The following is an 18,793-nucleotide window of genomic DNA, read 5'->3' as shown; positions in this document are numbered from 1 at the left end:
CGGGAGGTTAACAATGAGCAAGAATTTGTTTTGCCTGAGTCGTCAGGCGATGACGAGAAAACATTAACTGTAGGCGGCCACCGCCGACCTGTTGCCACAGCACGGCGGCACGGATGCCTGCCAGCAGCGAAGCGCGTACCTTCGCCTGTACCTGTGGGCTTTGCAATACGGCAGGCGAACCGGTGACCTGAATACGCGGGCCGAGCGGGCTAATCACGTCGACGTAGATACCGGCCATCGCGCTCAGCAGGGTCTCGGACTGGAGGTCAAAATGGTCGAGCTGGCGCTGAAGCCCGGCGATGCGATCGCCCAGGGTATTCATTGCGCCTTTTGCCGCGTTCAGCTTACGCTCCAGCACCATCAGGCTTAAGGTGTAGCGGGTCAGTTCCGCGTTCAACCCCTGACGGTTGCTGGCGTTGAGCACGCCGAGCAGGGTTTCAAGACCGAGACGAAGATTGGTTTCACTGCCGCCAAAGACGCCCAGCGTGGAGCCGGGGTTAAGATCGATAACGCTGTTGAGTGAAACGTGCAGGGCATCAGCGTCACAATGACCCTGATGCGCCAGCTGTTGCACCAGACGGGCAGACTGGCAAATTCCCGCCAGCGCCAGGGTGATGTCGTAATAGTTCTTCGCCACACGGTCTCCTTTATGTGTGCAAACGGTTTAAACAGCAGGCAGCGGCAGGCGCTGTTCGATGATCCCACCGCCGAGGCAAATTTCGCCGCTGTAGAAAACAGCAGACTGGCCAGGGGTAACGGCGGAAACCGGCTCGTCGAAACGCACGTCAATGCGATCGTCATCCAGTGCGGTTACGGTGCAAGGGATGTCTGTCTGGCGGTAGCGCGTTTTCACGGTGCAGCGCAGCGTGCCTTTCAGCGGCTCGCGATCGACCCAGTGCAGCTGTTGCGCGATCAGTCCAACGGACATCAGACGCGGGTGGTCGTGACCCTGAGCCACCACCAGAATATTATTTTCGACGTCTTTGTCGACTACGTACCACGGATCTTCGCTGCCCTCTTTGGTGCCGCCGATACCCAGACCTTTGCGCTGGCCGAGAGTGTGGTACATCAGCCCCTGGTGCTGACCAATTTCATCACCGTCAACGGTGACGATTTTGCCCGGCTGTGCAGGCAGGTAGCGACCCAGGAACTCGCGGAATTTACGCTCGCCGATAAAACAGATACCGGTGGAGTCTTTTTTCTTCGCGGTGATCAGATCCAGATCTTCTGCAATCTTACGCACTTCCGGCTTCTCCAGCTCGCCAACCGGGAACAGGCTCTGGGCAATCTGTTCGTGGCTCAGCGTGTAGAGGAAGTAGCTCTGATCTTTGTTGCCGTCCAGGCCGCGCAGCAGCTGGCTTTTGCCATTCACATCCGCGCGACGCACATAGTGGCCGGTCGCAATGTAGTCTGCGCCGAGGTCTTCCGCGGCGAATTCGAGGAAGGCTTTGAATTTGATCTCTTTGTTGCACAGGATATCCGGGTTTGGCGTGCGGCCCGCTTTGTACTCTTCGAGGAAGAGTTCAAAGACGTTGTCCCAGTATTCTGCGGCAAAGTTAACGGTGTGCAGTTCGATGCCGAGCTTATCGCACACGGCCTGCGCATCGGCGAGATCCGCAGCGGCAGTGCAGTATTCCTCGCCATCGTCTTCCTCCCAGTTCTTCATGAACAGGCCCTCCACCTTATAGCCCTGTTGCTGCAACAGGTAGGCGGAAACGGAGGAATCGACACCGCCGGACATGCCGACGATCACTTTTTTCTGGCTGTTATCTGACATGGAATACTCACGACATTGAACTTCAAGGCGGCGTATTCTATCACGCCCCCCCACCATTGACACCCTCTGTAAACGGCCAGTTAAATTCTGCAATGACATCCAGCGGCAGGCGCGCCGCAGACTGCCAGCAGCGGATGCTTTCCGCAACCAGCGGGGAGCGCAGGTTTGGCGCGTTCAGGATCTCTTCTGCGGTCACCCACAGGCAGCGATCGATATCGTCGTCGTGCGGTTCAGTGGCGCACATTTCGCTAAGCTCAACGGCGAATAAAAAACGCAGGAAAGGGGTGTGGTCAGGCGCTATCCACTGATGCATACGAATAAAATGCTGCGGTTCAGCGCGGATACCCGTCTCCTCCCACAGCTCGCGCCTGGCCGCCTGGCGTAAGGTTTCATTGGCTTCAAGATGCCCGGCGGGCTGATTCCACAGCGCTTTGCCGTTGATGGTCTCTTCCACCACCAGGAATCTCCCCTGCGCATGGACCACGCAGGCGACCGTAACATGAGGTTTAAACATCAGTTCTCCTTAGGGGTAACATCCCGCCATTCCCCGTTTGCCAGCAAATCCAGCGTATAGCTGCCCATGGCGTAGCGAATGAGTCGCAGGGTAGGGAAGCCCACATGCGCAGTCATGCGCCTGACCTGTCGGTTGCGGCCTTCATACAGGGTGATTTTAAGCCAGCTGGTGGGAATGGATTTGCGCTCACGAATCGGCGGGTTGCGCGGCCACAGCCACTCTGGCTCATTCACGCGCTCAATACCAGCCGGCAGGGTGGGACCGTCGTTCAGCGTTACGCCGTTGCGCAGTTTTGCCAGCGATGCGTCGTCCGGCTCGCCTTCAACCTGCACAAAGTAAATTTTCCCGGTACGCTTGCCCGGCTGAGTGAGCCTGGCCTGGAGCACACCGTCATTGGTGAGCACCAGCAACCCCTCGCTGTCGCGATCCAGTCGCCCGGCCGCATAGACTCCCTGTACGGGGATAAAATCCTTCAGCGTGCTGCGCCCGGCCTCGTCGGTAAACTGCGGCAAAACATCGTAGGGTTTATTGAACAGTATGACCCGCGTTGGCTGGGGTTCTGGCGTTCTTCTGGTGGCTTGTCGTGAGCTGAATCGCTCAACCCGGTGTTTTCTAAAAGAAGTTTTCTTCATGGTATTTTCAGGCGTTATCAATTGCCGCATTATAGCCTAATAACGAAGACCTTTCATGGCGTCGGACAATCAGGTACTATCGGAAGGCTCATTACAATTTATTAACATAAGATCAGTAACAACCAGAAGCGCTCGAAGGAGAGGTTAATGGAAAGCAAAGTAGTTGTTCCGGCGGAAGGTAAAAAGATCACCCTGCAAAACGGCAAGATTAACGTTCCTCACAACCCGATTATCCCGTTCATTGAAGGTGACGGTATCGGTGTAGACGTTACCCCGGCAATGCTGAAAGTGGTTGATGCCGCTGTTGAGAAAGCCTACAAAGGCGAGCGTAAAATTTCCTGGATGGAAATTTACACCGGTGAAAAATCGACTCAAGTTTATGGCCAGGACGTCTGGCTGCCAGCCGAAACGCTGGACCTGATCCGCGACTATCGCGTTGCTATTAAAGGCCCTCTGACCACGCCAGTAGGCGGCGGCATTCGCTCCCTGAACGTGGCGCTGCGTCAGGAACTGGATCTGTATGTGTGTCTGCGCCCAGTGCGTTATTACCAGGGCACGCCAAGCCCGGTTAAGCACCCGGAACTGACCGACATGGTTATCTTCCGTGAAAACTCAGAAGACATCTACGCCGGTATCGAATGGAAAGCGGACTCTGCTGATGCAGAAAAAGTGATCAAATTCCTGCGCGAAGAGATGGGCGTGAAGAAAATTCGCTTCCCTGAGCATTGCGGCATCGGCATTAAGCCGTGCTCCGAAGAAGGGACCAAGCGTCTGGTGCGTGCAGCCATCGAATACGCTATCACCAACGATCGTGACTCTGTGACCCTGGTTCACAAAGGCAACATTATGAAGTTCACCGAAGGCGCGTTCAAAGACTGGGGCTACCAGCTGGCGACCGAAGAGTTCGGCGGTGAACTGATCGGCGGCGGCCCATGGCAGAAAATTAAGAACCCGAACACCGGTAAAGAGATCATCATTAAAGATGTGATCGCCGATGCGTTCCTGCAACAGATCCTGCTGCGTCCTGCTGAGTATGACGTGATCGCGTGTATGAACCTGAATGGTGACTACATCTCCGATGCGCTGGCCGCACAGGTGGGTGGTATCGGTATCGCCCCGGGCGCGAACATCGGCGACGAGTGCGCGCTGTTCGAAGCAACGCACGGTACTGCACCTAAATACGCAGGCCAGGACAAAGTGAACCCAGGCTCTATCATTCTGTCCGCAGAGATGATGCTGCGTCATATGGAGTGGTTCGAAGCCGCAGACCTGATCGTGAAAGGTATGGAAGGCGCGATCAACGCCAAAACCGTAACTTACGATTTCGAACGTCTGATGGAAGGCGCTAAGCTGCTGAAATGTTCAGAGTTTGGCGACGCGATTATCGCGAATATGTAATCCAGAGACTGGATTAAACAAGAACGGGAGCCATCAAGCTCCCGTTTTTATTTTATAGTTTTCGAACGGTTATCAAAATTTTATCAAAACTTTTTATCAAAACAGCCGATCCTTGCAAGGATAAAGCGCTGATTTTAAAACTTTGGCGCTGAACCCATTTACATAGGCTCCTCAGGTTTTGATACTTCCTTGATGAATTTTTGTGCTACAGCTGACTCGTATTTTCTGTAGTCATCCAAATACTGTACATCTATATGATTGTTATACCGAACGTTAAATTTTTTAGCATTACCTGTAGAACTATCTTTACGTTCATCAGTCGGTCTAAAGAATTTATTATAACGACGAGGTGATACTCCTTCAAAATCACAAAAAGAGACTTTAGATGATTCTTCATTTTTAGTAATTGCATCATTATGAAGATCAAGCGCTAAACTCTTGTCGAAAGGTTCGATATAAACTACTTTTTTTATACCTGCCGCAACTATATGCCTTGCACAATTATGACAAGGGTAAGTTGTTGTATAAAGTATCTTGCCTTTTGTATCACCTGAAGATTTACGTGCCATTGTTGTAATGACATCCATTTCAGCATGTATGGATCTTGAATACTCCATGACTGAAGATATTTTACTATCTTTGTATAAACTATCAGCTATATGTCCTAAGTTTCCTAATAACCTAGATATATTTATATCAGCAACACTTTGTCCAGCCGTAATACCTAATACAGCATTCACTTCACGTGACAGTACTTCTTTTATTCTATTTTTAATCTTTAATTTGTTTGTGTCATTGTAACATTTACCACTTTTATGAACGCAACGGTGATCACCATCAAAGTCATCGCTCGAATATAACCCGCCTCCAGCCTTAGGCACATCATTTTTACCGACAGCTAATAGATTGCCTTCTTCATCGAGTAATGCAGCCCCGACCTGACGAGATAGACATGCGGATTGAAGTGACGTGGCATAAGCGGCATACATTCCTTTTTCATTTAATGACGGTGTAAGCCCATTCTTACCATGAATTAATCCAAAGAAACGTTCGATCTTTTTCTTAATTTCACTTTTCTGACTGAAGTTATTTTTTATGAAAAAATCTGAGTCTAGAATAGTGTCACCAGTTCTTTGTCCATGGATGTCATTAGATTTATTATCAATATTTATAATTAAATGTAAATCGTCCTTCGTTGACTCATCAGCAATCAGGTTAGGAATTCTGTAATCAAGATCTCTTAAAATTCCTATTAAATAAAAGTTGTGCTGATATATAACTCTAAATAACTCTACTTCTTCAGGGCGTTTGAATTGATCTATTATGAAAACTGTACCTTTATAGTTCTCATTGCTGTAATCTATTTTTTTCTTTTCAGCAGCTATTGCTGCAATAGCTGCTTCCGCTAGCAGTTCATTTCTATTATAATATTTTCGCAGGCCATTAGCTATTTCTTGTAACTTTAAATGTCTATTTGTTTTAAGACTTTTAGCCGCCATTATGGCTGGTAATTCAAAATATATCGGGCTTTCCATTAGAGCGCTAACGCGAATATGAACAACATTGTAACGCCAATCTCTTGATATTTCTTCTGTTATTTCTTTTATGGTACGCATGCCACATCCGACATACCCACATAGCCCTAAATAGATATCTTTAGATTGCCGTGATTCAAGGAAATCCATTGATGAAACAGAGGTTGTTTCGCTTTTTAATTCTCTCTTTGGAGGGTTTTTTTTAGCCGGTTCTGCCATTGCTGTAGTCCTAATCAAATATTATATCAGTATTCATAATTTCAACAAAAGCTTCTAATGTTTCTCTTTCTTGTTTTATATTTTCAAATGAAATAACATTTGAGTTTATATTAGTTATACATTCGACACGGATAGTATCAACAAGCTCATTAGCGACCTCAGCTGATTCTATATTGTCAAATGTTATTAATCTCATTTATTTTATCCTACTATTAAAAAAACAATTAATGCTAATTCTACTACAAAATCTAAGTTTTGCCCCTTTTTGTGAAGGGAAATAAGGTAAATTTATGTGCAGCAAATCATGTTTTTTCCTCGTTAGTCAAATTCGTCCAGTTGGAGTTACCATGATCGTGGAGATTTTTCAAGGAAAATATGCAAATGCTATAATTATGTTAAATCTCTGACCTATTTTGAATTAAACTAATAATATCAGAAGCATACGAATATACGCGTTTACTGGGTAGCATTCTCTTTTATCTCGGTTTTTTAATTAAATGACTGAATTATATTGATATTTTAACCCAGCCTTTTCCTCGATCATCATGGTATCGCGCTGTCTGATTAGGCGATTTATGTCCCAGAAGTTTTTGGGTATCGATACCCTGAGCTTCGTACAGACGCTCAGCTAAAGATCGTTGTTCATGGAAGGTTGCTGGCGTGCCGTCCCCCCAGTTTATTTCTGCTTTTTCACGAGCCTTACTGAAATTCATTGTTAATGTGTTCGATTTTACCTGTGCACCTCGTTCTGCCATTGAGGTTGCCCGGAAGAAGTGGATTAGGTATGGACTCACTGCATAGTCACGACAACGCGCAACTACTTCCCTCAAACTCCAGTCAATCGCGTTAAGTCTAAGTGATAGGGGAATCGCAAGCTTGCTCCCCGTCTTCTCCTGTACGACATGCAGATGGTCATCCCAAATATCGCTAAACTTCATGTTGGAAATATCCCCGAGGCGCTGACCAGTAACGAGCGCCAATAGCATTGCATTTCCCATGTATTGATGGCGGGCATCAGCTATCGCGAAAATCTTTTTCCATTCGTCGAGGTTTAGACGTTGTCGGCTAATCCGCCGACGCGGTTGTTTTGTAGCAAGGGCCGGGTTATAACCCGGCGGTACCTCGCCATAATGTTGGGCTTCCTTGAAAACATCGATTAAAACAGAGCGGATTACCTGGGCCATCCTTGGTTGACCTTCTGCAACATAGGACTCCAGTATCTGGGCAACATCCCGAACATCGACGGATGAAATCAATTTCATTCCCACGCTCTCACGAAGTAGGGCTACTGGTTTAGCCTTTTGCTTATGAGTGTTCGGCTTGATATCACCGTTCTCCAGTCTTTCATCCTGAATTTTCCAATAACGATCTAACCACGTATTTGTTGTTATCGCCTTTCCTTTGCTGGAGGCGATCTTGTCGCTTATAGCCAAAACCTGCCTGGTGCGCTGTTCAGCTAGTCGCTCATTGGCTTCGATTGCTATTGCTGTTGCTTCGGCCTCGTTAGTTCCAAGACTATGAAACTTACCTGTAACGGGATGCTTATACCGCCAGTAGATTTTATTTACCTTACGACTGTAGAGTGGATAAAGATTAGGTATCTTAACGTTGTTTTTACGTGGTCGGGCAGCCATCAGACAGTATCCTTTGAAGCATAGGAGAATCAGATTTTTTAATAACGGGCTGGGTTAAATTACCTGTAATCTCGGCATCTTCTCTTACCCGCCAGTATCTTCCTTCTTTGGTGGCCGGGGGAGTGAACATGCTCTCTTTAGCGTATCGGCGTAAAGTATTCAAACTTGGAGGATTACTCCGGTATTTTTCCGCAGCCCATTCTTCTAAAGTCAGCATTTGAAGCATGTGATTTACCTCATAATGGCCCATATCAGGGCCATTTTCTGAAATTAAAAAATCAGTGTTCAGTCAGACGCTGCCAGATTGCTGACACGTATTTGACCTGATGAAGAGCATCCGAAATAGCCTTGTGAGGTTCTCCATCAAATGGGATCTCATAGCGAGGCTCGCAGCCAACGGCTTTACCCAACTCGACAACAGTTCTTACATCCCGGTTATTCCAGAACTTCCATGGGCAGGGGATCCCCGTCCGGTCATAAGATGCCTCAAGCAGGACATTGTCATAAGTGGCACCATTCCCCCAGACCTGTACAGATTCAGGACCGTTAGCCGCATTCTCAGCTATAAACTCATTTAGCTGTAGCAAGGCGTCATCGAGCGGAATAGCATCATCCATCACTAACTCTGAACGAGCTTCAGGCGAAGCTTTAAGCCAGAAGATTATGGTAGATGCATCCGGAACCCCGCCGCTGGCCATGGCAGATTCCAGACTAATCACTTTGTAAAACTCCGAACCGGTATTACCTGTAGATGGATTAAAGAACACGGCTCCGATAGATACGACTGGTGAATCAGCCTTTTTGCCAAAAGCTTCAATGTCGACCATAAGGTGTGTATAGAGCAGTTCAGTCTCGGCATGGTTATGATGACCGGAATCATTATTTATGGCAGCTGTGCTGCTATAATTTTCAGTAGTGCTTGTGCCTGAGAAAGATTCTTTCGAGCCTTCTGATAACGCAGAGCTGTTCGGGATTTCATCATTGCAAGTTTCTTCCATCTGCACATTATCAACGTACTCCGCCGCGGTATTTTGTTGGACATTTACAGCGTTGCTGGTGGCTAGCCCTTCAATAGAAAAAAGACCATTACCAACTTTTTCGAGAACCGGCAGCGTGCCGCCGTCGACTTGTGCACCTTCATTCTGGCCGCCAGTTTCAAAAGCAGAATCAGTCAATATCTCGTTTGTCCAGCTCACCTCAGGGTTATGGCGCGCAGCCGCAAGAGTTTCGTCTGATGGAGCAGAATGATCGCTTTCAGTCAGGTTCGCGTTAATGAATCCGCTGAGACGTGCCGGATAAAGGTAATGCTCTGGGTGAGCGCTGCGGATAAGTGCAAAGATAGCTGCACGGGAGTAATCCAAAACCCCCGGAGTCGCGCGAAGAGCTCTAGACCATTCTTTGAATGGACTTTCTTTTTTACTAACGATCTCTTTTGCCCGACGGAAAACACCACCAGGGATATCATAAATGTTGAAATCCATTGGTAACGTGGCCAGCGCAATTTCTAAATCGAGAGTGTCGAGATCATGTTTAAGGTCAGGGTTTCTGTCGGTCTTGTTGCCTCCGCCAGCATTCGTGCCGCTTTCAGTACGCTGTATTTCTGCAATGCGATTGCCTTTGGCCCATTCTTTTACCAGAAGGCCGCGGTCTATGTAATCAGTCGCCGCCCAGATTCTGGTGAATCGGAGAACCAAAGCGAGTTCGTGACGCTTTTCCTGGCTGAACACTTTGCGAATGGCGTCGGTATAGCGCCACAGGTCTTTGGTGTCGTAACCCTTAACCTGTTCGCAGTTTTCTGCCGCCAGCAGCATGTTCTGGACATAGCTATTGTCAGTGTCCATCTCCAGCGCGCTGATACCTTCGTATTCATCGCGTGTAATGTGGTGGCGCAGTTCGTCGGAGGTGAACTGGGCGAGTAGCTGCTTGCGGAAGGGCATGCGAACGACTGGATAACGTGTGGTTTCGTCATCATTCTCGTCAATCTGCATACCGTTATCAGGTTCAAGACCCTGACCTGCTATAACGTCGGTTTCGCTGGTGCTTTCAGATTTCACATGGGTAAATTTGCCGCTGCGCCAGGCTTCCACTATTTGGTTGCGATCGCTGGCATCTGCTTTAGCCCAGTCAGCCATGAATGCAGCGATATTTTCAGTTTCGTGAACTACATCTGGCGCGAATACCTGCTTAATCGCCTGAACGAGTTTCCACTCAGCGTTCAGGCTGAGTTCGACTACTTCAGGGATGTCGTTCTTCGCCAGCAGCAGGTTCTGGAGATAGGTGTTGCCTTCATCCAGTGACATTTCGCTGGCAGCCAGCTGCTGCTCTTTAGTGATATGTGACTGGTATTTGTCGCTGATCAGGTGGACGGCAAAACGCACCGCTGGAGTGCGGTTTTCAAGAGGAACACTCTCGACGGTAGCTTCGACTTTAACGGTCGGTTCCGGTGCTGCAGTATTGTCCACGGCTCCAGTAGACTCAGCACCAGCCTTTGGCAGCCAGGTGTGTCCATCGTCCTGGAGTTCGTAGCGTTTGCACCAGGTGTAATCCACTGTGCTTTCTTCCGGCAGGTCGTTGTAAACAGGGAAATCGGTACGGACAGGCTTGCTATAATCCTTGCCCCGGCCGGTTTCAATGCCAGCATCTTCCAGCTCAACATCCAGCTGCAAATTGGCTCGCGCTTCTGATTTAGCAGTGAACCAGATAACGGCATCTTCTTTGCCGGATTTCTGTGTTGCCTTGATTAAATGAAAGAATTCCATATCGGGTCCTTAATTTTGGTTGTAAGATACCCGCAGCTAGTGATTGCCGCCTTGGGTAGTGGTCATTGGTCAAAACTCGATTCCGGAAAGCTTTGGTCGGCTGACCGGGTACTTAACCCGCCTTGCGCGGGTTTTGTGCTTTATGAAGCGCTGGGATCGCCTTTTTGAGCGAGGGCGTAGCAAATGCGGCGGACTACCACCCAAAAATAGGGTAGATGTACGGCCTGGCACCGTGCTGGTTTTCTAGCGAAATCGGTCATAGTTGATCTTCTCCTGTTAATGCCTGCCTTTTAACCACCTCAGTCTCAGTGCTATCCTGAAATCTGAAATCAGCCTGCAAGGACATAAAAATGGCAACCCGTCCAATAAGTGTTTATTGGTTCAAAAACCGCGACCAATATGATTCCTGCATAGAGTTACTGACAGATTCGTGGGTTCTACCTGACGATTACCGGGATTGGCTTATCCGTTTCAATCAGATGATTGATCGTTATGAACGCAGCGGTATCGAGGTTATCAAAGTAGAAATAGAGCCCAACGAGTTCACCAACTGGTGCCTCGCCAACGGGTGTGAAATAAGCACCAAGAGCTGCAACGACTTCGCTGTTTTCCATGGCGGAAGCCAGTCGCTCCGCTACAGAGATTCTGATGGGGGATATGAGTAAACAAGCTCGCCCTTCAATTCTGAAAATTTCGATATGCATTATTTCCTACCTTGATATTTAACCCCTGTGTCGTTTGTCCCAAGGGGGCTCACTAATTTCGCCTTATCGCCGGCTAGCGGAACGTTAAACCTGCTGCGCGATTGTCTTGCCATCTCATCCGGTGTTTCGTATGCCGCCGGCAGCTACTTCGTGGGCGTCCTGCCTCGATGACTCGTTGCGATAGATATATTATTATCAATACAATCGATATGTGTCAAATTAAATCGATAGTTGGGGGCGAGAAAAACCTAGGGTCATTGATGACCCGAGCACAAGAGGGTGAATTAAAAGAAAGGCTATTTGGTTGGCGGGATCAGATTACGTTTCTGCAGATAAGTCTTTGCAAAATTATCGAGCTCTTCAAGTCTAAGGTCTATTATCTTGATAATTCGTTCTTTTTCATCATCTGTCGGCAATTGTTCGAATGCTTCCAGAAGTCTTTCTTGAAGTTCTGTTGACGGCTTAACTTTTGGTTTTGGTGCCCAAGGATCGTGCTCTTCGAGGGTCTCACCATCCTCCATAAAGAACCATGAGAGTGGATACCCAGTCGCAGCGGGAAGAAGGTTCAGTATTTCAGATCTGGGTAAAATATCAGAATTGCACCAGCCATTAACAGATTGAGCCTTGACTCCCAGTCTGCGTGCCAGCTCAGATTGTGATATTTCGAGATCTTTTATCGCCTTTTGCAATCTCTTACCGAAGTTCATCTCTTCATCCAATTCATCTAGTTATTAGCAATTATACAGATTTTTTCTGTAGCTCTTACTATCGAAATAATTTGACGATATCGATTTAATTTGTTTTATTGTCACTCATCGTTAACTACTGAGAACAACTGATGAAGACATCAATTCAAAAAAAGCTCTTATCGATTTGCAGTCAGGCTGAGCTAGGACGCCGGATGAAAAGGAGAGCCCAAACTGTAAACGGCTGGTTTAAAAACAAAATTCCCGGAGAGCTGGTGCTCAAAGTGAGTAAGGCCGTTGATTGGCAAGTTACTCCTAATGAATTACGTCCTGATCTTTATCCCAATCCAAAAGATGGTTTACCTCGGAAGGAGGCTTAATCATGCAGTCAGCCACATATCAATATCATAACCAACGTTTGGCCGGACAGTTGAAAATTCAAAATCAGTTTATGGCGCATCGGCGAGATAACTTTAAGCACCATTCAATACAGGTTGCAGTTCGGGAGTGGGAATCCACTTTGCCCGGCCAGGCGCAGGAGAAAATCGCTCAGATGGTGGCTGAGCAGTGGGCGAAGGAAGGGGGCCGCGGTATCGCGGTCAACAAGCAGAATTTATTCCGGTATCTGAAAAACGAAGGTGGTTCGGAAAAATACACCGCATACATCATGCAACTGTCGGGGGCAATCGTCGCCGCTATGCCCATTGAGATCGCCAGAAAGCATGGACTCAGTAACGCCAGAACGGAAGCCGAGCTGGTGGCGAGCGCTATCAAAGAATGCAGTGAGGCACATCAGGCGAAGTTGCTGGGCGCACCGCTGCAAAAGCTTGAGAAGGAGATCCGCGAAGCGGCAATCGCTTTATTCAACCTGTTACCTGCTGACGCGGCGGGACCACTACTGGCGAGTATCAGCGCCGTAGCGCCGCAATTTTTTTAATCGAGTTTTGACCAATGAATTCAACCCGGAGGCTTCATGAGCATTGATGCAATGCGGTGGGCCAAGAAAGTTAAGACCGGAAAATCCTCCAGTAAGGCGATCCTGACCTGGCTGGCTGATATGTGCGGCGCTGACTTGTGCGCTTACCCGTCCGTCGCTGCGCTTGCAGAGGCTACTGAGATGGACAGAAAGACGGTGCTTGCAGGCTTGCAGCATCTGCAGGAAATCGGCCTGGTTGTCGACACAGGTGAACGGCGCGGCAGGACAAAGCAAATTCCTGTGTACAAGCTGGTCGGTGTTGAGGAAAGCATCCCCGATGCAGAACAGACCCAAAACCGGAACTCTTTAAAGGATCCCAAAAACGGTACGGTTGATTTGAACCGTACCGAAAACGGAACTGTTAATACAAACAGTGCCATTAACGGGACTCTTTCAGGTAATAAGGGTACCAAAAACGGGATTGTTAACAGGTCAGATTTTAACCAAAGAGTACCATTTTTCCCTTTAAACAGTCCCAAAAACGGGACACGGAATCTACCAAGGAACCATAAAGATCTAAACCCCACACATACAGAACTGGTCGAACCTGTTATTCCTGATTATCCGGATCAGCCAGGTATCGGATTTGGGCAACAGCAGCCATTCGGCAAATTCCGGATGTTTAAAAACTGGAATCCAACAGCCGACTTTGCACGACAAGCAAACCTGTGGGGCATGCCGATCAAGGCGGGCATAAATATTGAAGCCGAGCTGAGCAGTTTCATCGCTTACTGGCAAGCCGAAGGGAAAGTGTTTCATCAAATTCAGTGGGAGCAGAAATTCGCTCGCCACCTGGATCGCGCAAAGGTTCTGAAAGCACCACAAACGGGAGGTACCGAGAATGCATCAGTTCGACCACAGCCAGCAGCATCCCGGGCTGTTCAGCAAATACAGTCAGCACACGCAGAGTGGCGACGCCGGAACGGACTTGATGGCGACGGAGACGGCGTGGCGGTTATGGCAGGTGATGGGGGAAATCTTCTCGAACCGCTGGACGCAGAAGAATGGGGCAGAACCCACGGCCCTGTGGATAGCTCAGATAGGTTCGATGACTGAGGACCAGATCAAACTGGTTTGTCAGCAATGTATGGACCGTTGCGCAGCAGGTAATACATGGCCCCCGGATCTTGCTGAGTTCGTTTCGCTGGTTTCAGAGAGTGGTGCCAATCCGTTCGGGCTGACATCTGACCGGATGATGAGTGAATACCGTCGCTGGCGTAACGAGTCGTATCGTTTTTCGGGTAGTGACAAATATCCGTGGCCGCAGCCGGTGCTGTATCACATCTGCATCGAAATGCGCAGAACTGGTGTTGAGCGTCAGATGACCGAGGGGGAACTAAAAAAACTGGCAGAGAAGTTATTAACTAAATGGACGAAGCACGTAAGCAACGGGCTTTCAGTTCCACCAATCCGTCGACAGCTAGCTGCACCGCAGCATCCGGCAGGACCAACTCCGGCACAGCTGCTGATGGAAGAATATCAACGCCGCAAAGCGGCAGGTTTAACGAACTAATCGAGTATTGACCAATGACCAAAGCATTAACACAAAAACAGCAGGTAGCAGTGTTTGTGCGCTACCAACCGAACTGCGCCGTAGGCGATGTTGCAGAGGCACTGGATATGTCAGGTGCAACAGCTGGCAAATTGCTTCGTGACTTAAGCGACCAAGGTGTGATCGTTCGTTCCCGGAATAGTGTTCAGTACACATACGAGGTGGTACCAGACGCGGATATTCCGGATGTAATCCTTCCGTGTATGGCGGAAAAAAGCGATCCAGTCAGGATGCAGGCCGCAGAGGAGAAAGCGAAGGCGCTTGAGGCAAAAGGCCTATGGCGAAGAGTAGCTGCGGTGTATTCAGAAATGTTTGGCATAGCTGGTAGTGCTGTTGAGGTCGCCCGTATCGCCAAGCGTCGTAAAGACTGCCTGCGTCAGGCGGGGAGGGCGTAACCGATGCCGAGACCAAAAACACAGAGTGAACGCAACCAAATCATATCAAGGATCATTGAGTTGGTGAAAAAGCATGGCCGTATCACAACGAAAGAAGTCGTTGCGATGTTCGATCTGCATCGCACCACCGCAGAGAAATACATACGAATAGCCATTGCACGGGACGAATTGATCCGTTACGGTCGTTGCGGCATTTTCCGTGACCAACGCACAATTATCGATTTCGACCTGAAACGCTTCTCACACACCAGAAAGTAAGGTGAATGTAGAAGATAATGCCACTTAACCGCGGCATCTCTATGCTCATGAAGGTCCGCTTTGAGCGAGGAGCGGACCTTCAGATTATTTACAGCAATAACTATTTTAATAGTGGAGCATTTAATGATTGCACTATGTATAAAACGCTGTAAAAATGAAGGTGCAGGATTTATCATGGCGTTAATATCAACACGCCCTTATTATTTACTAAATAGTTAAATGTCATTATGCGAAAGAAATTATATATTATAAGGCAGGAAAAGTTAGAGGTTGGCGATGTGATTTTTACCTCTGAGAAAAGTTTTATAAGTTGGTTCGTTAGGCTGGTTACATTTAGCAAATTCTCCCATGTAATGTTATATGTTAATGGCACTACAATTCATTCTGTAAGTGGTGGTGTATATTCAAAAAACCTCCAGCGACTGCTATTTAAAAAACAAGATAAAGTTAAGGTTTTCAGACCCAAAAAAAAATTAACCGCAGCGGAACAGTCTAAAATTTGTGAATATGCAAGAAATAAAGTTTTATCAGTATATGCTTTACTTGAAACGATTTATGTTGTTATTCCGTTTACAAGTATAGCTAGTAAAAAACAATTTTGTTCTAGGCTAGTTGCCCAATCGTACAAAGCTGCAGGGAAAATAATTGTAAGAGACCCAAACTACTGCAGTCCAAAACAAATAATGATGTCTGACTTTTTTTATGAGGTAACCGATTGCATAAAACCTGCCAGCGAAGAGGAAATTGAGTTCACCAAAAAGTTTAATCCAATACAAATCATTGAAAATAGTACGGTATCTATGATAAAAGAAGTGAGGAGGATATACGGTAAAAAAATACAAACAATTCATGACATAATTAAGCTCCTAATCATTCATCCTGAAGCTGATGACTCCGTTACATCGTCAGCACATAAATTTGGTTACTTTGAACATGCTCACTTTGACTTAAAAATAAACTCATGGAGATATAATGTAAAAGATTTTATGAACTATATTAATTCATTGGAGTTAAATGACAATGAGATCAACAGTCTGGCTCATGAGGTATATAATGTTGGGAGTGATGCAGCTAATGTTCATGCTAACGAATTTTATTTATACACTATTCTGTATGAAAAATACAAGCTTACCTTCTTTTATGATAGTATGATTTTATACAAAAAACTTATTGATACTGATATTTTAAGGAAAAATACAGCCATTTCTGTATTGTCACGATAGATATTTTAAAATGATAAATTGGCATTTAATTATTATTGCTTCTATCAAACGCTATTACTATAGCATTTTGTTTCTAAACTTCAGATTACATAGTTACAATTATGCTAGCAACTATTATTATCTACTGGAATGTAAAGTAAAGGGTGGTTAAGTATCAACCACTCACACTTGCTTGATTATAAATAACTATTTTAATTTTGGTATTTTTCGTTATTAATTGTTTATATATTTCATACGTTATTAGTAGCGTCCGCATTTGGTACGGAACGGACTGGCTAACTGGGCATGGGCCCACTGTGAGAGAGGAGATGACACCCTGTCTCACAAAAAGTACTATTGTTCTACAAGCAGCTTTCATAATGAGGTTTTATGAAAATAAGAAGGTTCCGTAATGGGGATGAAATCCCATTATTTAACGTGTTTTATTCTTCTGTACATACCATCGCATCAGACTACTACACACATGAACAAATTGATGCTTGGGCCCCGGCAGAAATCGACTTGGAACAATGGGCCAATCACATGAGGCAACTACGCCCTTTTGTTGTAGAGCTTGATGGTGAAATAGCTGGATATGCAGATCTCCAACCAAATGGGTACATTGACCATTTTTATGTCTCAGGAATCTATTCAGGACAGGGGGTAGGGACGTTACTAATGAATTGCATTCATGAGGAAGCGAGGCAACATGGAACTAGTGAGCTTACTTCAAATGTAAGTAAGGCTGCGGAAGCGTTCTTTCTACGACACGGCTTTCATGTAGTGGAGAGAGGTTTTCCTATTTGCCGTGGAATTACATTAGAAAATGCACTGATGCGAAAACATTTGGCAAAATAATAAATAACCTGCAGCAGGCAGCATTGTTTGCCTGTTTGAGCTCAACAAACCAGTACAATGAATGTCCGCTCCTTTCACACTGGGGAATTATATGGCACAGCCAAAAATTACATCCTGTGATAAGCACTTGAAATATAGATTAAATCGTTGATTTAAATTCTTTTTTTAGTAAGGCATAAACAAATGTATTATCATATCTTTCCTCGCCTTCATCCGTAATAAATGAAACAAACTCTTTAAAGCAACCCTCCTGTCGCATACCAAGGCGGGAGCACAATCTTTGAGAGGACAGGTTGTAGTCTTCAACGTACGCATAGATACGCCTTGCCTGTTTCACGTTAAACAAATATTTAAACAGGGCCCCAACTGATTCTGTTGCATACCCGTACCCTTCATAGCGCTGATTGAAGTGCCAACCTACGGACCACGTATTAGCATCTGGCTCGCCACTATTTTCTGCAAACAGATGGCCAATAAGGAGGTCGGTGTCTTTGAGGCAAACAGCAAATTGGCTTGGATCTTTTGCCCTTCTGCATACTTCATCTACGGCATCCTCAACTGAGTTGAGCGTTTCATCCTGAAAACAGGGAGTACGTGGCGAAGATAGATAATCCAGAAGTGCTAAAGCATCACTCTCTTTAAAAGAACGAAGAATGAGTCTGGGTGAAATGGCTATTGTCATGGCTTGTCGATTCCATTAAAGATTAGTTATATGGTGCTGATTTAATGAAGAATTCATTGGGTGAATATTACTTGCTTCGACATTAACGCCCACTGTCCTGTTTGTAAACAACACAATCATACTTTAACAATTCGTGCTGTTAAGGCGTTGATCAAACTTCTTCATAAGTGTACTGTATAAACATACAGTTTTTGTGGTGGAGGCGCTTATGAAAGTTGAATTAACCATTGATCGTACTAAAGAACTTCCAGAGGGTGCAGTCCCGGCACTTGAGAGAGAATTATTAAAACGACTCCAGAGTCAGTTCGATGAGTGCTGTCTGATTGTGCGTCGCGCAGGTTCCGATGGGTTAAGTGTTTACGGTGGCGAAAAAGAAGCCAAGAAGAAGGTTGAGGAAATCCTCCAGCAGACCTGGGAAAGTGCAGACGACTGGTTTTATTGAAACAGCATGCAGAAATTTTCCAGTTTGGAGGGGAGATTGGTGAAGCAAAAAGAAGAATTACCTAACAATGGCTACGCGATTATCAGATGCAACGATGGGGTTATCGTTGCGAGACTGCACTCATTTCCAGATTGTGACCGCGCTTTGATGTATAGGCGTGGGGATATGGTGTCGTTTACTCCTTTGCGGGACGAAGAAATTATTGGTACACCAACGCTATTTACCCAAATGTTGGAAAAAGCAGGATATCGTGTTCATTTGCCGTCAAGTTAGTTTCAGGCAAGTAAACATTTCAATTTTGAATATAGAGTTGTTGGTGCAGCAATAACTCTATGTTCTCATTCTCGGAATCGACTACATGGCATTCTGTAGATGATCCCCTTTTCATACGTATATCTCCTCCCAACCTACTGTTTTAGAGATAATAAAAAACTACCAATTTTCGTTTTTTGTATCTTTCCACATTGACTTTAAAGCAGCTCGGGAATAGCATAAAACCACTGTATTTATGTGGGTCTTCCCCGATCATGGTGGGAAGGCTCAGAACGCCATATTCAGCTTTCCGTAGTG

Annotated in this window: 23 protein-coding genes; 11 read left to right on the top strand and 12 right to left on the bottom strand. The window is 46.4% G+C overall.

Annotation, left to right across the window (positions count from 1 at the left end; genetic code table 11):
• Positions 1-7: 7 nt before the first annotated feature.
• Genes hflD through rluE form a run of 4 tightly spaced genes read right to left on the bottom strand, consistent with a single transcriptional unit; the run spans position 8 to position 2,953 of the window.
• Entirely contained in the window at positions 8-637 is a 630-nt protein-coding gene (gene hflD, locus ACOTX7_RS12180; protein WP_006809213.1) for a high frequency lysogenization protein HflD, read from the bottom strand.
• Between the two features lie 27 nt (positions 638-664).
• Positions 665-1,777, bottom strand: a complete 1,113-nt coding sequence (mnmA, locus tag ACOTX7_RS12175) for a tRNA 2-thiouridine(34) synthase MnmA (protein ID WP_032103856.1) — start codon at positions 1,775-1,777, stop codon at positions 665-667.
• A gap of 40 nt (positions 1,778-1,817) precedes the next feature.
• Entirely contained in the window at positions 1,818-2,291 is a 474-nt protein-coding gene (locus ACOTX7_RS12170) for an NUDIX hydrolase (RefSeq protein ID WP_205921070.1), read from the bottom strand.
• Positions 2,291-2,953, bottom strand: a complete 663-nt coding sequence (gene rluE / locus ACOTX7_RS12165) for a 23S rRNA pseudouridine(2457) synthase RluE (RefSeq protein WP_221255814.1) — start codon at positions 2,951-2,953, stop codon at positions 2,291-2,293. The genes ACOTX7_RS12170 and rluE overlap by 1 nt, the downstream gene beginning before the upstream one ends.
• A gap of 117 nt (positions 2,954-3,070) precedes the next feature.
• Between rluE and icd the strand changes: the two genes are divergently transcribed.
• Positions 3,071-4,321 (top strand): NADP-dependent isocitrate dehydrogenase, encoded by a 1,251-nt coding sequence (gene icd, locus ACOTX7_RS12160; protein WP_221255815.1) that lies wholly within the window; start codon positions 3,071-3,073, stop codon positions 4,319-4,321.
• Positions 4,322-4,479: 158 nt separating this feature from the next.
• On the opposite strand, the gene ACOTX7_RS12155 is transcribed toward icd, so the two are convergent.
• From ACOTX7_RS12155 to ACOTX7_RS12125, 7 genes are all read right to left on the bottom strand, one after another.
• Entirely contained in the window at positions 4,480-6,075 is a 1,596-nt protein-coding gene (locus tag ACOTX7_RS12155) for an anti-phage dCTP deaminase (RefSeq protein WP_049023556.1), read from the bottom strand.
• A 10-nt stretch (positions 6,076-6,085) separates the two neighbouring features.
• The gene (locus ACOTX7_RS12150) at positions 6,086-6,271 is read right to left on the bottom strand and encodes a hypothetical protein (protein ID WP_075210532.1); all 186 of its coding nucleotides are present in this window, start codon (positions 6,269-6,271) and stop codon (positions 6,086-6,088) included.
• Positions 6,272-6,581: 310 nt separating this feature from the next.
• Positions 6,582-7,709, bottom strand: coding sequence for a site-specific integrase (locus ACOTX7_RS12145; RefSeq protein ID WP_221813560.1), 1,128 nt, complete (start codon positions 7,707-7,709; stop codon positions 6,582-6,584).
• The gene (locus ACOTX7_RS12140; protein WP_071785721.1) at positions 7,690-7,935 is read right to left on the bottom strand and encodes an excisionase; all 246 of its coding nucleotides are present in this window, start codon (positions 7,933-7,935) and stop codon (positions 7,690-7,692) included. Before ACOTX7_RS12140 ends, ACOTX7_RS12145 begins: the two co-directional genes overlap by 20 nt.
• A gap of 52 nt (positions 7,936-7,987) precedes the next feature.
• Complete coding sequence (locus ACOTX7_RS12135) at positions 7,988-10,468, bottom strand: exonuclease (protein ID WP_221813559.1); 2,481 nt, start codon at positions 10,466-10,468, stop codon at positions 7,988-7,990.
• A 437-nt stretch (positions 10,469-10,905) separates the two neighbouring features.
• Positions 10,906-11,172, bottom strand: a complete 267-nt coding sequence (locus tag ACOTX7_RS12130) for a hypothetical protein (protein WP_157986882.1) — start codon at positions 11,170-11,172, stop codon at positions 10,906-10,908.
• A 296-nt stretch (positions 11,173-11,468) separates the two neighbouring features.
• On the bottom strand, positions 11,469-11,879 hold the full coding sequence (locus ACOTX7_RS12125; protein WP_045350084.1) for a helix-turn-helix domain-containing protein: 411 nt from the start codon (positions 11,877-11,879) through the stop codon (positions 11,469-11,471).
• 131 nt (positions 11,880-12,010) lie between these two features.
• On the opposite strand from ACOTX7_RS12125, the gene ACOTX7_RS12120 reads away from it, so the two are divergent.
• From ACOTX7_RS12120 to ACOTX7_RS12085, 8 genes are all read left to right on the top strand, one after another.
• The gene (locus tag ACOTX7_RS12120; RefSeq protein WP_221813558.1) at positions 12,011-12,238 is read left to right on the top strand and encodes a transcriptional regulator; all 228 of its coding nucleotides are present in this window, start codon (positions 12,011-12,013) and stop codon (positions 12,236-12,238) included.
• Positions 12,239-12,240: 2 nt separating this feature from the next.
• On the top strand, positions 12,241-12,795 hold the full coding sequence (locus tag ACOTX7_RS12115) for a toxin YdaT family protein (protein ID WP_221813557.1): 555 nt from the start codon (positions 12,241-12,243) through the stop codon (positions 12,793-12,795).
• A 36-nt stretch (positions 12,796-12,831) separates the two neighbouring features.
• A complete protein-coding gene (locus tag ACOTX7_RS12110; RefSeq protein WP_248057990.1) occupies positions 12,832-13,890 on the top strand; it encodes a DnaT-like ssDNA-binding domain-containing protein in 1,059 nt (352 codons plus the stop codon).
• A complete protein-coding gene (locus ACOTX7_RS12105) occupies positions 13,802-14,347 on the top strand; it encodes a replication protein P (protein ID WP_260630864.1) in 546 nt (181 codons plus the stop codon). The genes ACOTX7_RS12110 and ACOTX7_RS12105 overlap by 89 nt, the downstream gene beginning before the upstream one ends.
• Positions 14,348-14,361: 14 nt before the next feature.
• Positions 14,362-14,781 (top strand): PerC family transcriptional regulator, encoded by a 420-nt coding sequence (locus tag ACOTX7_RS12100; RefSeq protein WP_221813555.1) that lies wholly within the window; start codon positions 14,362-14,364, stop codon positions 14,779-14,781.
• Between the two features lie 3 nt (positions 14,782-14,784).
• Complete coding sequence (locus ACOTX7_RS12095) at positions 14,785-15,039, top strand: DUF977 family protein (protein ID WP_180257225.1); 255 nt, start codon at positions 14,785-14,787, stop codon at positions 15,037-15,039.
• Between the two features lie 227 nt (positions 15,040-15,266).
• Positions 15,267-16,262, top strand: coding sequence for a YiiX/YebB-like N1pC/P60 family cysteine hydrolase (locus ACOTX7_RS12090; protein WP_421626085.1), 996 nt, complete (start codon positions 15,267-15,269; stop codon positions 16,260-16,262).
• 369 nt (positions 16,263-16,631) lie between these two features.
• Positions 16,632-17,099, top strand: a complete 468-nt coding sequence (locus ACOTX7_RS12085; protein WP_045350068.1) for a GNAT family N-acetyltransferase — start codon at positions 16,632-16,634, stop codon at positions 17,097-17,099.
• A gap of 139 nt (positions 17,100-17,238) precedes the next feature.
• Here the strand turns inward: ACOTX7_RS12085 and ACOTX7_RS12080 are convergent, their stop codons facing one another.
• Positions 17,239-17,781: a GNAT family N-acetyltransferase gene (locus tag ACOTX7_RS12080; RefSeq protein ID WP_221813553.1), complete on the bottom strand. Its 543-nt coding sequence runs from the start codon at positions 17,779-17,781 to the stop codon at positions 17,239-17,241.
• A gap of 208 nt (positions 17,782-17,989) precedes the next feature.
• On the opposite strand from ACOTX7_RS12080, the gene ACOTX7_RS12075 reads away from it, so the two are divergent.
• Positions 17,990-18,223 (top strand): DinI-like family protein, encoded by a 234-nt coding sequence (locus ACOTX7_RS12075; protein WP_023315838.1) that lies wholly within the window; start codon positions 17,990-17,992, stop codon positions 18,221-18,223.
• Between the two features lie 39 nt (positions 18,224-18,262).
• Entirely contained in the window at positions 18,263-18,496 is a 234-nt protein-coding gene (locus tag ACOTX7_RS12070) for a hypothetical protein (RefSeq protein ID WP_230201754.1), read from the top strand.
• The last annotated feature ends 297 nt before the right edge of the window (positions 18,497-18,793 follow it).

Origin of the sequence: Enterobacter cloacae complex sp. IR5418 (genome assembly GCF_049238105.1) — a bacterium.
GTDB lineage: Bacteria > Pseudomonadota > Gammaproteobacteria > Enterobacterales > Enterobacteriaceae > Enterobacter > Enterobacter hormaechei.
The sequence above is the reverse complement of the archived record's forward strand: the minus strand, read 5'-3'. Positions and strand labels throughout refer to the sequence as shown.

What these genes read in the sequence shown, in the direction of transcription:
- ACOTX7_RS12105 (WP_260630864.1), top strand. Translation starts at nt 13,802, where the DNA reads ATGGGGGAAATCTTCTCGAACCGCTGGACGCAGAAGAATGGGGCAGAA.
- ACOTX7_RS12140 (WP_071785721.1), bottom strand. Translation starts at nt 7,935, where the DNA reads ATGCTTCAAATGCTGACTTTAGAAGAATGGGCTGCGGAAAAATACCGG.
- ACOTX7_RS12130 (WP_157986882.1), bottom strand. Translation starts at nt 11,172, where the DNA reads ATGCATATCGAAATTTTCAGAATTGAAGGGCGAGCTTGTTTACTCATA.
- ACOTX7_RS12095 (WP_180257225.1), top strand. Translation starts at nt 14,785, where the DNA reads ATGCCGAGACCAAAAACACAGAGTGAACGCAACCAAATCATATCAAGG.
- ACOTX7_RS12075 (WP_023315838.1), top strand. Translation starts at nt 17,990, where the DNA reads ATGAAAGTTGAATTAACCATTGATCGTACTAAAGAACTTCCAGAGGGT.
- ACOTX7_RS12150 (WP_075210532.1), bottom strand. Translation starts at nt 6,271, where the DNA reads ATGAGATTAATAACATTTGACAATATAGAATCAGCTGAGGTCGCTAAT.
- ACOTX7_RS12110 (WP_248057990.1), top strand. Translation starts at nt 12,832, where the DNA reads ATGAGCATTGATGCAATGCGGTGGGCCAAGAAAGTTAAGACCGGAAAA.
- icd (WP_221255815.1), top strand. Translation starts at nt 3,071, where the DNA reads ATGGAAAGCAAAGTAGTTGTTCCGGCGGAAGGTAAAAAGATCACCCTG.
- rluE (WP_221255814.1), bottom strand. Translation starts at nt 2,953, where the DNA reads ATGCGGCAATTGATAACGCCTGAAAATACCATGAAGAAAACTTCTTTT.
- ACOTX7_RS12135 (WP_221813559.1), bottom strand. Translation starts at nt 10,468, where the DNA reads ATGGAATTCTTTCATTTAATCAAGGCAACACAGAAATCCGGCAAAGAA.
- ACOTX7_RS12090 (WP_421626085.1), top strand. Translation starts at nt 15,267, where the DNA reads ATGCGAAAGAAATTATATATTATAAGGCAGGAAAAGTTAGAGGTTGGC.
- ACOTX7_RS12170 (WP_205921070.1), bottom strand. Translation starts at nt 2,291, where the DNA reads ATGTTTAAACCTCATGTTACGGTCGCCTGCGTGGTCCATGCGCAGGGG.
- ACOTX7_RS12145 (WP_221813560.1), bottom strand. Translation starts at nt 7,709, where the DNA reads ATGGCTGCCCGACCACGTAAAAACAACGTTAAGATACCTAATCTTTAT.
- ACOTX7_RS12085 (WP_045350068.1), top strand. Translation starts at nt 16,632, where the DNA reads ATGAAAATAAGAAGGTTCCGTAATGGGGATGAAATCCCATTATTTAAC.
- ACOTX7_RS12080 (WP_221813553.1), bottom strand. Translation starts at nt 17,781, where the DNA reads ATGACAATAGCCATTTCACCCAGACTCATTCTTCGTTCTTTTAAAGAG.
- mnmA (WP_032103856.1), bottom strand. Translation starts at nt 1,777, where the DNA reads ATGTCAGATAACAGCCAGAAAAAAGTGATCGTCGGCATGTCCGGCGGT.
- ACOTX7_RS12100 (WP_221813555.1), top strand. Translation starts at nt 14,362, where the DNA reads ATGACCAAAGCATTAACACAAAAACAGCAGGTAGCAGTGTTTGTGCGC.
- ACOTX7_RS12120 (WP_221813558.1), top strand. Translation starts at nt 12,011, where the DNA reads ATGAAGACATCAATTCAAAAAAAGCTCTTATCGATTTGCAGTCAGGCT.
- ACOTX7_RS12155 (WP_049023556.1), bottom strand. Translation starts at nt 6,075, where the DNA reads ATGGCAGAACCGGCTAAAAAAAACCCTCCAAAGAGAGAATTAAAAAGC.
- ACOTX7_RS12115 (WP_221813557.1), top strand. Translation starts at nt 12,241, where the DNA reads ATGCAGTCAGCCACATATCAATATCATAACCAACGTTTGGCCGGACAG.
- ACOTX7_RS12125 (WP_045350084.1), bottom strand. Translation starts at nt 11,879, where the DNA reads ATGAACTTCGGTAAGAGATTGCAAAAGGCGATAAAAGATCTCGAAATA.